General features: G+C 55.5%; 19 protein-coding genes. 9 read left to right on the forward strand and 10 right to left on the reverse strand.

Translation table 11 applies throughout. From position 1 onward, the window contains the following. Positions 1-6: 6 nt before the first annotated feature. From AC0L7R_RS13090 to AC0L7R_RS13100, 3 genes are all read right to left on the reverse strand, one after another. The gene (locus tag AC0L7R_RS13090; RefSeq protein WP_348107122.1) at positions 7-243 is read right to left on the reverse strand and encodes an HP1242/YdcH family protein; all 237 of its coding nucleotides are present in this window, start codon (positions 241-243) and stop codon (positions 7-9) included. 43 nt (positions 244-286) lie between these two features. Then, the gene (gene ppk2, locus AC0L7R_RS13095; RefSeq protein ID WP_473660419.1) at positions 287-1,120 is read right to left on the reverse strand and encodes a polyphosphate kinase 2; all 834 of its coding nucleotides are present in this window, start codon (positions 1,118-1,120) and stop codon (positions 287-289) included. 151 nt (positions 1,121-1,271) lie between these two features. After that, positions 1,272-2,072, reverse strand: coding sequence for a hypothetical protein (locus AC0L7R_RS13100; protein ID WP_473657308.1), 801 nt, complete (start codon positions 2,070-2,072; stop codon positions 1,272-1,274). Positions 2,073-2,205: 133 nt separating this feature from the next. On the opposite strand from AC0L7R_RS13100, the gene rimO reads away from it, so the two are divergent. Further along, positions 2,206-3,597, forward strand: a complete 1,392-nt coding sequence (gene rimO, locus AC0L7R_RS13105) for a 30S ribosomal protein S12 methylthiotransferase RimO (RefSeq protein ID WP_473657309.1) — start codon at positions 2,206-2,208, stop codon at positions 3,595-3,597. A 54-nt stretch (positions 3,598-3,651) separates the two neighbouring features. On the opposite strand, the gene AC0L7R_RS13110 is transcribed toward rimO, so the two are convergent. The 3 genes from AC0L7R_RS13110 to AC0L7R_RS13120 all read right to left on the reverse strand — a co-directional run bounded on the left by AC0L7R_RS13110 (position 3,652) and on the right by AC0L7R_RS13120 (position 5,359). Continuing rightward, a complete protein-coding gene (locus AC0L7R_RS13110) occupies positions 3,652-4,329 on the reverse strand; it encodes a hypothetical protein (RefSeq protein WP_473657310.1) in 678 nt (225 codons plus the stop codon). Between the two features lie 276 nt (positions 4,330-4,605). Next, on the reverse strand, positions 4,606-4,872 hold the full coding sequence (locus AC0L7R_RS13115; RefSeq protein WP_473657311.1) for a DUF6455 family protein: 267 nt from the start codon (positions 4,870-4,872) through the stop codon (positions 4,606-4,608). Positions 4,873-5,017: 145 nt separating this feature from the next. Further along, the gene (locus tag AC0L7R_RS13120; protein WP_473657312.1) at positions 5,018-5,359 is read right to left on the reverse strand and encodes a YigZ family protein; all 342 of its coding nucleotides are present in this window, start codon (positions 5,357-5,359) and stop codon (positions 5,018-5,020) included. Between the two features lie 57 nt (positions 5,360-5,416). On the opposite strand from AC0L7R_RS13120, the gene AC0L7R_RS13125 reads away from it, so the two are divergent. The 3 genes from AC0L7R_RS13125 to AC0L7R_RS13135 all read left to right on the forward strand — a co-directional run bounded on the left by AC0L7R_RS13125 (position 5,417) and on the right by AC0L7R_RS13135 (position 6,958). Continuing rightward, entirely contained in the window at positions 5,417-5,785 is a 369-nt protein-coding gene (locus AC0L7R_RS13125; RefSeq protein WP_473657314.1) for a DCC1-like thiol-disulfide oxidoreductase family protein, read from the forward strand. Positions 5,786-5,793: 8 nt separating this feature from the next. Further along, positions 5,794-6,483 (forward strand): PAQR family membrane homeostasis protein TrhA, encoded by a 690-nt coding sequence (gene trhA / locus AC0L7R_RS13130; RefSeq protein WP_473657315.1) that lies wholly within the window; start codon positions 5,794-5,796, stop codon positions 6,481-6,483. Positions 6,484-6,661: 178 nt separating this feature from the next. Further along, positions 6,662-6,958 (forward strand): CBU_0592 family membrane protein, encoded by a 297-nt coding sequence (locus AC0L7R_RS13135; RefSeq protein WP_348107131.1) that lies wholly within the window; start codon positions 6,662-6,664, stop codon positions 6,956-6,958. Here AC0L7R_RS13135 and AC0L7R_RS13140 read toward each other — a convergent pair. Next, complete coding sequence (locus tag AC0L7R_RS13140) at positions 6,955-7,710, reverse strand: M48 family metalloprotease (protein ID WP_473657317.1); 756 nt, start codon at positions 7,708-7,710, stop codon at positions 6,955-6,957. The two genes, AC0L7R_RS13135 and AC0L7R_RS13140, sit on opposite strands and share 4 nt — an antisense overlap. A 173-nt stretch (positions 7,711-7,883) precedes the next feature. On the opposite strand from AC0L7R_RS13140, the gene AC0L7R_RS13145 reads away from it, so the two are divergent. The 4 genes from AC0L7R_RS13145 (at position 7,884) to AC0L7R_RS13160 (ending at position 10,590) form a co-directional block, all read left to right on the forward strand. Further along, positions 7,884-8,123 carry a hypothetical protein gene (locus AC0L7R_RS13145; RefSeq protein WP_247126112.1) on the forward strand — a complete coding sequence of 80 codons (240 nt, stop codon included), beginning with the start codon at positions 7,884-7,886 and terminating at the stop codon, positions 8,121-8,123. 62 nt (positions 8,124-8,185) lie between these two features. Further along, positions 8,186-9,286, forward strand: coding sequence for a class II histone deacetylase (locus AC0L7R_RS13150; RefSeq protein ID WP_473657318.1), 1,101 nt, complete (start codon positions 8,186-8,188; stop codon positions 9,284-9,286). A 36-nt stretch (positions 9,287-9,322) separates the two neighbouring features. Beyond that, positions 9,323-9,901 carry a nitroreductase family protein gene (locus AC0L7R_RS13155; protein ID WP_473657320.1) on the forward strand — a complete coding sequence of 193 codons (579 nt, stop codon included), beginning with the start codon at positions 9,323-9,325 and terminating at the stop codon, positions 9,899-9,901. After that, positions 9,898-10,590 carry an EI24 domain-containing protein gene (locus AC0L7R_RS13160; protein WP_473657322.1) on the forward strand — a complete coding sequence of 231 codons (693 nt, stop codon included), beginning with the start codon at positions 9,898-9,900 and terminating at the stop codon, positions 10,588-10,590. Before AC0L7R_RS13155 ends, AC0L7R_RS13160 begins: the two co-directional genes overlap by 4 nt. Here the strand turns inward: AC0L7R_RS13160 and AC0L7R_RS13165 are convergent. Further along, positions 10,577-10,864, reverse strand: a complete 288-nt coding sequence (locus AC0L7R_RS13165; RefSeq protein WP_473660421.1) for a DUF1467 family protein — start codon at positions 10,862-10,864, stop codon at positions 10,577-10,579. The genes AC0L7R_RS13160 and AC0L7R_RS13165 overlap by 14 nt on opposite strands. Positions 10,865-10,956: 92 nt before the next feature. Continuing rightward, positions 10,957-11,361, reverse strand: a complete 405-nt coding sequence (gene mce / locus AC0L7R_RS13170; protein WP_473657323.1) for a methylmalonyl-CoA epimerase — start codon at positions 11,359-11,361, stop codon at positions 10,957-10,959. A 162-nt stretch (positions 11,362-11,523) separates the two neighbouring features. Here mce and AC0L7R_RS13175 point away from each other — a divergent pair, with 162 nt between their 5' ends. Beyond that, positions 11,524-12,240, forward strand: a complete 717-nt coding sequence (locus AC0L7R_RS13175) for a response regulator (protein WP_348107136.1) — start codon at positions 11,524-11,526, stop codon at positions 12,238-12,240. Here AC0L7R_RS13175 and AC0L7R_RS13180 read toward each other — a convergent pair. Beyond that, positions 12,233-12,943 (reverse strand): GNAT family N-acetyltransferase, encoded by a 711-nt coding sequence (locus tag AC0L7R_RS13180; RefSeq protein WP_473657325.1) that lies wholly within the window; start codon positions 12,941-12,943, stop codon positions 12,233-12,235. The genes AC0L7R_RS13175 and AC0L7R_RS13180 overlap by 8 nt on opposite strands. Between the last annotated feature and the right edge of the window lie 120 nt (positions 12,944-13,063).

The raw sequence follows: 13,063 nt of genomic DNA on the forward strand, positions 1-13,063 counted from the left end.
CACCAACTATTTCTTCAGATAGGCAAACAGATCGTCCTTCAATGCAATGCGTTCTTTCCGCATCTGCGCAAGGTGATCATCCGACGTTGGTTCAACATCGGTTTCGGCACGATGAACGTCGCGGTTCAGCTGATGATAAGCATCGGCCATCTTCACAAAATGCGCATCCGTTTCGCGCAGGCTGTGGATTTTATCTGCAAACTCTGGAAAGTCCGCAGCGAGTTCGTGTGGCGTATGTGACATTGTAAGCCTCTCTTTTAGATAGATTTATTGTTTTCAGCATCCACTAGAAATGCGGGGCGCTGTGCACCACATCATCGGGGTTGTGGACGATTTTGGGATCAGGTGCCTTGGCCACCTTCAGATCCTTATCCGGATAATCCAACACGGATAGAAAGTGACGCATGCAGTTCAAACGCGCCCGTTTCTTGTCGTTGGATCGGATCACGGTCCATGGCGCGTCGGCGGTGTCGGTGTAAAAGAACATCGCTTCCTTGGCTTCGGTATATGCGCCCCATTTGTCCAGACTGGCGCGATCAATCGGCGACAGTTTCCATTGCTTCAGCGGGTCGGTTTCGCGTGATGCAAAACGCAGCCGCTGCTCTTCTTGCGTGACCGAGAACCAATATTTGAACAGCTTAATCCCGCTGCGGGTCAGCATCCGTTCAAATTCAGGCGTTTGGCGCATGAATTCGAGGTATTCATTCGGTTCGCAAAACTGCATGACGCGCTCGACCCCTGCACGATTGTACCAAGACCGATCATACAAAACCATTTCACCCGCAGTCGGCAAGTGTTTGACATAACGCTGGAAATACCATTGCCCGCGTTCTTCGTCCGTTGGTTTGTTCAACGCAACAACACGCGCCTGACGCGGGTTCAGATGTTCCGTGAACCGCTTAATCGTGCCGCCCTTACCAGCAGCATCACGGCCCTCGAACAAGAGCACAAACTTCTGATCCGTCTCCTCGATCCAGTGCTGCACCTTCAACAATTCGACCTGCAACGCAGCCTTCTCAGCTTCATAAGCACGCCGCGTCAAACGCGTCGCATACGGATATTCGCCCTGTTCAAAACCAGTAATCTGTTGCGACCGGACCTTGCGATCCTCTCCCAGCATCGTCTCTTGATCATCCACCATCGCGGCCCCCTCTTTGTTAAGGTCTACCTAACAAACAGCAGCAGCCTCGGCTTTGACCTGCGTCAAGAAGATCAAACGATAATGCCAGCGCGTTGCCGCAGGCATCGCACAACGTCGGGACAGGGTGGGCTTAGTTCGTCACCCCAATTGCGCCGACGATAAGTGTTGGCAGCGATGACTGATCTGCGAGGTTACCGTCCACCCGACCACCGAACGCGATTCCGCCTTCGACAAATGCCACCTCATTCGGCCCTCGGACGGAAACGAATGTATTTTGCATGTCATCCGGCGCATCGGGAAAGACCACCGAACCGTTTAAGCTAAGGCTGGCACCAATCGGTGCGGACGGGTTGATCCCTGTATCATTCACGTTGCCCGTCATTGAAACTGAGCCCAAGACAGAACGTGCCCCAGCAGTATCGCCCAAAATGGTGGACCCGTCAGGGAAATAGACAAACGATCTCGCTATGCCACTCATGTCATCGCCGTTGAACGGGACAGTCAGGTTAAATTGGCCTGAAACGAAATCATTAGACGTTGGCCCAGTATAGCCGTCAGCACGTCGAATTGTCATTATTCCGTGATAAAAAGCGCGGCCAACTGGCGCGTCCATGTTCGTCAATTCCGGGCCCGAAAAATCACCATTGCGAAGCGCTAAAGCAACATCAGATGCGTTGTTCTGCAGTTCATCCAAGGCCTGAAATGAAGGCGTCCCGACAATAATTGGCTGTTCAACAACTGGTACCGTCGGTTCGGTCGGCGCACCATCATCGACATTGCCTTGTTCTTCATCGAACGCGAGGATTTCGTCAGTTACTTCATCCACCGGTAGGTCGGGCGTTTCGACATTTTGGATGGCCGGTCCGCCTGATCCACCACAAGCAGACATAAAGACGAAGCCAACAAGCCCCCAACAAATTCCTTTTAGCATGCGTACACCGCTCCATAGATTACAACCGTCGCAGAGGGATGCCTATTACAAAAAAGAGTGCCCGATCAAGCCGTCGCGGCCCACGCGATATCTTTCCATTCCCAACGCCCCACACATCGGCTAAACCCGCCAAATGTCCCAGAATCCGCCAAATCTTCGCCCCGACCTTGCCCCGAAAGCCACGTTCACAGAGCCCAAGCGCCCTGATCAGCCGACCATCGGTATGGTGTCGCTGGGCTGCCCTAAGGCTTTGGTCGACAGCGAACGCATCCTCACGCGCCTGCGGGCCGAAGGATACGCGATTTCGCCTGATTACGCAGGCGCCGAGGCGGTGATCGTGAACACCTGCGGGTTCCTCGACAGCGCAAAGGCGGAAAGCCTCGATGCCATTGGCGAGGCCCTACAGGAAAACGGCAAGGTCATCGTGACTGGCTGCTTGGGGGCAGAACCGGACTACATCCGCGAACATCATCCGCAAATCCTCGCTGTCACCGGACCGCACCAATACGAACAGGTGCTCGACGCCGTTCATGCCAACGTTCCGCCCGCGCCTGATCCGTTTATCGACCTGCTGCCTGCGTCAGGCGTGTCCCTGACGCCGCGCCACTACAGCTACCTCAAGATTTCAGAGGGCTGTAACCATAAATGTAAGTTCTGCATCATTCCGGACATGCGCGGAAAACTCGCGTCACGGCCCGCCCACGCGGTGCTGCGCGAGGCGGAAAAACTGGTCGATGCTGGTGTCAAAGAACTCCTTGTGATTTCTCAGGATACCTCAGCTTACGGGCTGGATCGTAAATACGACGTAAACCCGTGGAAAGATCACGAGGTGCGCAGCCATATCCTTGATCTTACACGGGAATTGGGGACGCTCGGGGCGTGGGTGCGGCTGCATTACGTCTACCCCTACCCGCATGTGCGCGACCTGATTCCGGTCATGGCGGACCCGTCAAACGGCGTTCTGCCCTACCTCGACATCCCGTTCCAACACAGCCACCCCGACGTGCTGCGGCGCATGGCGCGGCCTGCGGCGGGGGCCAAAACGCTGGACGAAATCGCAGCGTGGCGCGCCCAATGCCCTGACATCACCCTGCGGTCGACCTTCATCGTCGGCTACCCCGGTGAAACCGAAGCCGAATTCCAACACCTGCTCGATTGGCTGGACGAAGCACAACTGGACCGTGTGGGCTGCTTCCAATACGAAAACGTCGCAGGGGCACGATCAGCCGCGCTGCCCGACCACGTCGATGCAGATGTAAAGCAAGACCGCTGGGACCGCTTCATGGCTAAAGCACAGGCGATTTCAGCGGCGAAGCTGGAAGCAAAAGTCGGGCGGACGCTAGAGGTTATCGTAGACGAAATCGACGATGAAGCCGCCACCTGCCGCACATGGGCCGACGCGCCAGAGATCGACGGGAACCTGTTCATTGATGAAGGGTTTGAAGGGCTTTCGGACGGAGACGTGGTTCGCGTTGAAGTTGAGGAAGCGGGAGAGTATGATTTGTGGGGGTCACTCGCGAAATAGAAAAGGTCCAGTGGACCTTTTCAGCGAGTGACGGGCGGAGCCCCGGGGATTGTCTCATTCATCAGGATCGATGGTTATCACCCAAGGTGCCTCTCGTCTTGTTCCGTCCGGAAGTATCCAGTCGTAATCGACACTTAACAGCGCGCCTTGAATAAGGATCAAGCTTTGAGGCTGATCACGGCTCGTGTAAAAACTCTGCGTCAAATTCAATTGTTTCGGCGAGAGAACATGCAATATCTCAGGCTCGGCATTCCTGTTTTCCTCAAGTGGTAAACAATTCAGTTCGAGCGGGTGCTTATCACTTGCACATGCTGCCTTTACAAAATCTCTTGCCCGTCCATGCAACCGAGGAGGAATAGTGCCGAGAACGTCATAAGAGCTCGGTATTGGGGGTGATGTAAAACCAGCGGTCCGCGTCTCTTCGGAATTACTTTGAAAAACAAGGGAGCAGTTACTGTTGGCAGACGCAATTTGATAGGTGAACGGGGCATTCGTGTTTTGACCAACAATAAATACCTCTCCGAATCTTTCTCGGTCTGTCGGAGGTCGATTGACCAGACGCGCATTTGGTACGTTGCCACAAACCCAAGCATACCCAAAATCGCCTGTGGGTGATGCCGATGCCGCATCGACAAACTGGAAATTATAGTCAGGCTCTGTCGAGGCAACACCAAATCCACATGCTGCAGTCGCACAAAAAACTGCGACGATTGAAGTTTTTAAAATACTCATTGTTTTACAAATTCTGTGTTAAAATGCTGAGAGAAGTATGCTGAAACTCAGTCTATTTATCAACTCATCTAATTGAAACAAAATTTCACTCCCGCCGGGCAGCGCCCGGACCTCCCCCATGGGGAGGGCGCTACACGCAACGCTCCACCAACCACTATCCTCAAAAATAGTATTAAGGGCTCGCCCCACGACAGGCTCCCCGAGGTCCGCGCGCTGACCGGCTGCGTTCCGCGCAACATCAACCTCCGGCTGGTCGCAGGCGGGCCGCGTTCCGCCTTACTTCAACCCTGCAAACACATCCTTATTCACGCAATAGCTTGGCGCCGCGTCGAGCGTTGGTCTGTCCTCCAACAAACGTCCACAGGCAGCTGTGCCCGTACATCCGCGGCACCGATTGATCATGGCTGCGTGGTCGGCTGTCGAAAGCGCGCCCTTGTCCCAAGCATCTGCTAACGACACCCCCACGGCGGCAGCCATATCGGTTACTTTCCAGTAATGATCCCGGGCCGCGCCCAAGGGTTTCAGGTTTGGTTTGGTATCCATCGCGTTCTCCTTTGGTGGGTTCAGCCTGCCCTGCCGGAAAACGCTGCGCTTTGCGCTAGATCAAATGACGCGCCCAAACGCCGCCAACCCCGACACCGCAGTGCACGGGTTGTGCACGCCTTGTGCACGCAAATCACAATTGGTTTTAGGCCAGATCGTCCAGATACACGCGCACCGCATCTTGGACACGACGGAACCGATCTCCGCCCAGTTTTGTGCCCCCGAACCAGCGGGTGACGACGATGATATGGCCCGTCAAGTCTTCGCGTTCGAGCATCCGCAAGATCACAATCCCCGCCCCGCTTTCGCCGTCGTCGTTCTTGATCGGGGTTCCGTCCGGCAGGATTACAGCCCAAGTGTTATGCGTGGCCTTGGCGAATTTCTTGTTGCGACACAGCTGTTTAACAAAGGCCTTGGCGTCGTCCTGCGTCGTCACAGGTCCGCCAGACACCGCGTATTTCGATCCACGGTCTGTTAACGCATTCATGATAGTCTTAATGACGCACCCCCTTGTCCGGTGCTGCCCAGACAGTATCTGTGTCTTATGACAAAAACCGACGTATTATATAATGGCGAATGTCCCGTTTGTTCGTTCGAGATGGACCATTACGCCAAAATCGCGGATCGCGACGATCTACCAATGACGTTCCAGCCGCTAAAGGACAACGCCGCCGATTGGGGCATTGATCAGGATGATGCAGCAAAGCGCATCCATGTGCGCCGCGATGGCCAGATTTATGTCGGTATGGATGCCTTCATCCTGCTGTGGCGCGATTTGCCCCGTTATGGGTGGCTTGCGACGCTGTGCTCATGGCCTGTGGTCCGCCCCGCGACCGTGTTTCTGTACGATCGTGTGGTTGCCCCGCTGATCTATGGCTGGCACAAACGCCGCCAACGCAAGGTTGTGACCTAAGGGAACGATTGACCCAGTGCCTCGCGGACAGCACCCTGCCGCCAAAGGATAAAGAGGCCCAGATGTACCCGACCTACGCAAAATCAGAACGTATTGCCGACGGCAGCATGCACGCCATTGGCGTGATCGGCGCGTTGACCGGAACGATCCTGTTGATGGTCTGGACAGCGGGCGATGTATCGGCGTGGCAGATGACCGCGCTGGCCGTTTATGGCGTTGGGCTGATCACAACCTTTGCCGCGTCTGCATTTTACCATATGACACCGTGGCCCACGATCCGCCCGATCCTGCGCCGGATTGATCACGCCGCGATCTATCTCAAGATTGCCGCCACCTACACGCCTTTGGTCGTCATGGTCGGCACGCCATTTGCTTATACGATCCTTGGTATTGTCTGGCTGCTGGGGCTGATCGGCATGACGCTAAAACTGTTCTTCTGGCAGACACCCGGTCGTTATGGCCCTGCCCTTTATCTGGTGATGGGTTGGCTGAGCGTCGGGCTGATCTGGTCAATCTGGCCTGTGCTGCCTGGGTCCGTCATCGCGCTGATCGCGGCGGGTGGGCTGACTTACACGGTCGGCGTTCTGTTCTACATCAGTAAGAAAAAGTACACGACAGCGATCTGGCATGGGTTTGTCGTTGCGGCGTCCGCTTGCTTCTGGGCCGCGATTCTGATCGGTGCCATGTCGTCAATCTGACAGCGCATTCCGAAAAGGCGGGGAAACCTTACCCTGCATTCCCCTCAAAGTCAGGATTGCCTGACCTGACGTCAGGGTTGGCCGTTTCTACAGTGTCCATACCGCACCGTGGACGGCCTCCCAAAGGACTATTTGCTTCCTTGTTCACGGTGCTCTTTTTGACAGGACACATAGAACGATGACGTATTTTAGCAGTCTCCCAACCGAAGTTCTCGACGCCATAGGCGTCGCGGGCTTCGGTTTATACGTTTTGAATTACAGCCTTTTAACCGTACAGCGGATCCAGTCCCATCAGGCCTTGTATTTCATGATCAATGGCTTGGCCGCGACCATGGTTTTAATTGGCCTGTTGAGCGCGTTCAATTTGGCCGCAGCCCTGATACAGATCTTCTGGATCGTGATCTCGATCATTGCGATCTTCATCCGCCTGCGCAAACGGGTCGACCCGGTCTTTGCCCACCAATCCAAAAATTAGAAGCCAAACCGCGCGGCGGTGCGCTGCACAATTGCGACCCGATCAGCGTTAGCCGGATGGGTGCCCAAGAACGAATTGCCCGGATCAGGAATACGGAAAAAGAAGTCAGCACCGCGCAGCGGATTATACCCTGCTTTTGCGGTGATAATGGTGCCTAGCGCGTCGGCCTCGAGTTCGAAGTCTTTCGAATAGGTCCGCGCCCCCAACGCCGCACCAAATTCTTGCGCTGCTAACACAGCATCCGGATTTGCCCCCCCGATCAAGCCCGCCACCTGTCCAAAGACCGCAGCCCCTACGGTCGCGTTCTGACGCTGCCGCATCAAATGTCCTTCGATGTGATGGGCCGCTTCATGCGCAAGGATGAAAGCCATTTCATCGCGATTACGGACCTCGACGATCAGCGGAATTGTGAATGCTACAATTGGCCGACCGTTGTCATCCAGCGTTTGATACGCATTGGGCGGCAGGTTAGGACGGTCGTCCACAACGATGCGGAAATCACAGTTGGCTTGCGGGGCTCTTGCGCGGCATTCGGCTTCGGCGACCGGTTCGACGGTTTCGATCACTTCGATAAAACTGCGGACCGCATTGCGGGCAAATGCGCGGGAACCTTCGGGAATGGTCGCGGGATCAGGCGCGCTGACCTCTACGGGCGTTTTGGCGATTGTATCGGGCGTGTTGCCACTGCGATCAATCGGAACAGCACATGCGCCAAGCAAACCACACAGAAGCAATGGGAGGTGTCTGACCATGTTGATCGGCGTCCTTATCGTTTGCATGATGTTCTAGCGACCATTCATGAACAATCCTTGTATGACGGCAGTTTACGAAGCTTCGCGCAGTTCTTCCAGCCCTGCACAGACCATGATCACACGATTGGCATACTGTCGCTTGCAAACCGTCCGGACACAGGTAAGCTTCTGATATGTTTACAATCGAGCACACATTTGACTGTTCCGTCATCACACTTGTGGACGAAGGACAGGCCCCCCTGAACGAAGACGTGATCCTGAATGCATTTGAAGACTGCATTACAGTGACGCAGTTTGATCCGCGCACGGAAGAAGCTGTCAAAATCACGCTTTCCCTTGAACAAGTCCGTGATCTGGGGGCCGCTTTGGATCTGCCGGAAGGTATTTACCGGATCAGGCCAGAACAAGATTAGGCGCGTGGCACAGGCCCCTCCGGAGGGGGTATTTAACGCCTAAAATAGCAAAGGGACCGATGATGACGACTGGGTTTTATTGGGATGAGCGGTGCTTTTGGCATGGCGGCGGCAACTATGCTGGCACCTTGCCCGTCGGTGGTTTGGTTCAGCCCTTGGATGGCGGCCTTCCCGAAAGTCCCGAGACAAAACGGCGGTTGAAGAATTTGATCGACGTGACGGGGCTTGCCGGTGATCTTGATCTGCGCGGTGCGCCCCCTGCCAGCATGGAAGACCTTTTGCGCGTTCATCCCGAAAGCTATCTGGCGACGTTTAAAGCCATGTCAGACGCAGGCGGCGGTGAAATCGGCCTGCGCACGCCCTTTGGTCAGGGCGGTTTCGAAATCGCAGCCCTGTCGGCGGGGCTTGCGAAACAGGCTTTGCTCGATGTTTTGGACGGTCATGTCAGCAATGCTTATGCGCTGTCACGCCCGCCCGGACATCATTGCCTACCCGATTTCCCGAACGGGTTCTGTCTGCTGGCCAATATCGCAATCGCGATTGAAGCCGCCATGGCGCAAGGCAAGGCCCAGAAGATCGCGGTGCTGGATTGGGACGTGCATCACGGTAATGGCACAGAGGCGATTTTCTATGACCGTGCAGATGTGCTGACCGTGTCCCTGCACCAAGAACGCAATTACCCGCTTGATACCGGCGACTTTGCAGATCGCGGGCGTGGCGCCGGCGAAGGCGCAAACCTGAACATCCCCCTGCCTCCCGGAACAGGCCACATCGGGTATCTGCAAGCGATGGATCGCCTTGCCCTGCCCGCGATCCGTGCTTTTGCCCCTGATGTGTTGATCATCGCTTGCGGTTTCGATGCAGCAGCGACCGACCCGCTATCACGCACGATGGCGCATCAAGGCACGTTTCAAGCCATGACCGCCCGCGTCATGGACCTCGCCGCAGAGGTCTGCGCGGGTAAATTGGTGATGGTGCACGAGGGCGGATATTCAGAAACCTATGTCCCGTTTTGCGGCCATGCGGTGCTGTCGGAAATGTCCGGCAGCGGGATCACGGCACCTGATCCTTACGGCGAAACCTGGATCAAACGCCAACCGGATGCCCGTTTTGATGCTTACCTCGACGGGATCATTACAGATATGGCACAAGCGCTGGGTTAACCTTATAACACGTCCAAACGGTCTTTCGGAGCCTTCATGCCTACACGTAACGACGCTGCCCTCGATTTCCTGATGACCCGCCGATCACGTCCTGCGAAGACGCTGACGGGGCCTGTACCGGATAAGGACACGTTGCTGACATTGCTAACGGCCGCAGCCCGCACGCCCGATCATGGTAAACTGGAACCTTGGCGCTTTATCGTTCTGGAAAAACAGGCGTTATTGCGCCTGTCATCGCTGGTTCTGGATCGTGGAACTGCTTTAGGTAAAGACAAGGATATGATTACAAAAGCCATCGATCAATATGCGAATGCAGAATTGGCCGTGGCGGTGATTAGCGCACCAAAACCGTCCGAAAAAATCCCTGCTATTGAACAAACCTATTCGGCGGGCGCGGTCTGTTTGTCGTTGCTGAACGCGGCACTAGCAGCTGGTTGGGGGGCGAACTGGTTGTCCGGATGGGCATCGCACGATGCAACATTTGCGCGCGAGGGACTTGGTCTAGCTGATCACGAAACGATTGCGGGCTTTATCCATATCGGAACAGAAACATCTGCCCCGCCCGAACGCCCGCGTCCGGACATCGACGCAATCACCACATGGGTAGCCGAATGATATTCGACGATTTTTTCAAAGCCATCGGCCAAATGCCGGACCCACGATTCCGGCGCGTTCTGTGGCTGGGGATTATGCTGACGATCGTATTGCTGGTCGGGGCTTATGCGCTTATCCTGTGGTTCATTTCAGCCACCACCAGCGAAGGGATCGAGATTCCGGGCGTTGATGGTCCTGTGACATGGATCGGTGATTTGCTTGGCTGGGGATCGCTTGCGATTATGCTGGTCCTGTCGGTGTTCCTGATGGTGCCCGTCGCGTCAGCAATTACATCGCTCTTTCTGGACGACGTCGCCCAAGCCGTCGAAGACAAACACTACCCGCATCTCAAACCTGTACCGCGCGTACCGTTCTTTGACGGTTTGCGGGACACGGTGAATTTTCTGGGCGTTTTAATTGGCGCAAATATCCTTGCAATATTTGCTTATATGGCGCTGCCGTTTCTGTCGTTTGCCATCTTTTACGGTCTCAACGGCTATCTGCTCGGTCGGGAATATTTCCAAGTCGTCGCGATGCGGCGCTTGGGACGCCAAGGCGCAAAAGACCTGCGCAAACAGCACAAAGGCCAGATCTGGATGGCAGGCTGCCTGATGGCTGTGCCGCTATCTATCCCGCTGATCAATCTTGTGATCCCGATCTTAGGCGCGGCGACATTTACCCATCTGTTTCACAGGCTTAATCGGCGCTGACTGCAGGGGTGGCCATCCGGTCGAACCAATCAAGATCGCGCACGGTGATCGCACCTGACAGGATCGTCCCCGCGATGATGACCCAAAGGCCAAACGCCCAATAGGTCGTAATCATGGCTTTGCGTTTCACCTGCGGGTGGGCCGGTGCAGACGCATGGGTGCCCGGCACGATTTCGCCTTCGTCGCCTTGACTGACCATACGCAGGGGCAGCACCACAAAAAACACCATGAACCAGATCACGGCAAACAGAACAATCGCAGACGTAATGCCCATCATGGACCTTTCCGGGCACAAGGCCCTGTTTCTTTTGGCTCTAAATATCCCCGCCGGAGGCTCCGGCAAGGGCCAATCGCGCAATCAGTCGTTTAGACCTGTTCGAGCTCAACCAAGCATCCGTTGAAGTCCTTGGGGTGCAAAAACAAAACCGGCTTGCCATGCGCACCGATTTTTGGCTCGCCGGACCCCAAAACCCGCGCGCCTTCGGCAAGCAAATGGTCGCGTGCAGCAAGAATGTCATCAACTTCATAGCAAATGTGATGGATACCGCCTGCTGGGTTCTTTTCCAGAAAGCCGTTGATCGGGGATTCGTCGCCAAGCGGGTACAACAATTCGATCTTCGTATTTGGCAATTCGATAAAGACGACAGTCACACCGTGATCCGGTTCATCCTGCGGGGCGCCGACATTTGCACCAAGCGTGCTGCGATACTGCGCGCTTGCGGCTTCTAGATCAGGAACGGCAATAGCAACGTGGTTCAAGCGACCGATCATATCGGGTCTCCTTTGGATCAGGTATTCGTCTTTGACTTGGGGTGTTATGCCAGCCAACCTCTGCCCCCGCAATTGGCCAAGCTGCGGCATTCTGGCCTGTCTTAAGGGCCTGTTCACCTTGAGATGCGTCAATAGGGACAGCTATCAGAATCGGGGAACAACATGGACGGCACAGAGGATCTATTTCTACACCAACCCGCCACCGCGCGACGGCCCCTTCTGGGATTAACGGTCTTGGTGGTCGAAGACAGTCGTTTTGCAAGCGAAGCAATTCGCCTGCTTTGCTTACGTTCAGGCGCACGTATTCGGCGCGCCGACAGCCTGTCGCATGCTGAACGACATCTGCGCATTTACCGGCCTTGTGTGATGATCGTCGATGTTGGCCTGCCTGACGGATCGGGGCTGAAGCTGATCAACGATATGTCCAGCGCCGTGCCACGGATCGACGTTATTCTCGGCACCAGTGGTGACGACACGATGGCATCGCAGGTCATGGCAAACGGGGCTGACGGGTTTCTCGCGAAACCGGTGCTGTCATTGTCTGCTTTTCAGGACGCGATCCTGTCGCATTTGCCGCAAGACAGGCAACCGCCCGGTCCGCGTTTGTTAAGCGATGAAGAGGTGCAGCCAGACATGATTGCGTTCCACGACGACCTAAGCCACGTGGCACAAGTTCTGGATGGCGGTCAGGAGCTTGCATCAATCGACTATGTGACACAATTCCTTGGCGGCGTTGCGCGTAGTGTATCGGACCCTGATCTAGGTAACGCGGTCGACGAACTTGCCCTGCGACGCACCAACGGTGAACCGTTAAAGCCGCAAATCGCGCAGCTTGCAGCGCTGGTGCAGGCGCGATTAGCGAGCGCGGAATTTATGTGACCGGATCGGCTTGAAACAGATGTGGGCGCGTCAAATCGGCTAGCGACACCCGTTGTTGGCCAGACGCATCGAAATTGGATGGGGCGAACCATTTCACAAATGCGGATTGCACATTGGGCCAATCATCGTCCGTCAGCGCGAACCAAGCTGTATCCCTGTTCCGGTCTTTCACAATCAGATGTTTACGAAACACGCCTTCATACGAAAAACCCATACGCTGCGCCGCTTTGCGCGATGGCATATTCAGCGCGTTACATTTCCATTCGACACGGCGATACCCGTTGGCAATCGCCCAATCGATCATCAGGAAAAACGCCCCTGTCGCGATGGGTGTGCGCTGCAACGCGGGCGACAGGTTCACATTCCCAATCTCGATACTGCCCATATCGGGATCAACCGTCCAGAAGCAGGCATAGCCGAGCGGTTTTGGATCATCGGCCGCAGTGATCGTATAGCAAGGCTGCATGGGGCGTGATGCGTTCTCGTGCACGATCTTGGTAAACGCTGCTTTGTTGGCGGGCGCTTCCCCGTAAAGGTAATCCCAGACCTGTGGTGCATCCCGAAAGACGTCCCACAAACCGTCGACATCGGTCGCCGCGTCGAGCGGGCGAATAGCGGCCCAACGTCCTGACAATGTTAGATCTGTCGGGCGTTGGGCAGGTATCCAGTTCTCGACAATCGGACCAAGAGGGCGGGACATCATTCACTTTCTTTCTCGATTTTGGCCAACGTGGCCCAACTTGGTGGGCATTTGCTAGGGCAAAACCACAAGACAGCGATCAAAAACGAAAATGGGCGCGGAAGCTAATGCCCGCGCCCATTC

This window comes from Yoonia sp. D2-7, from assembly GCF_055809435.1.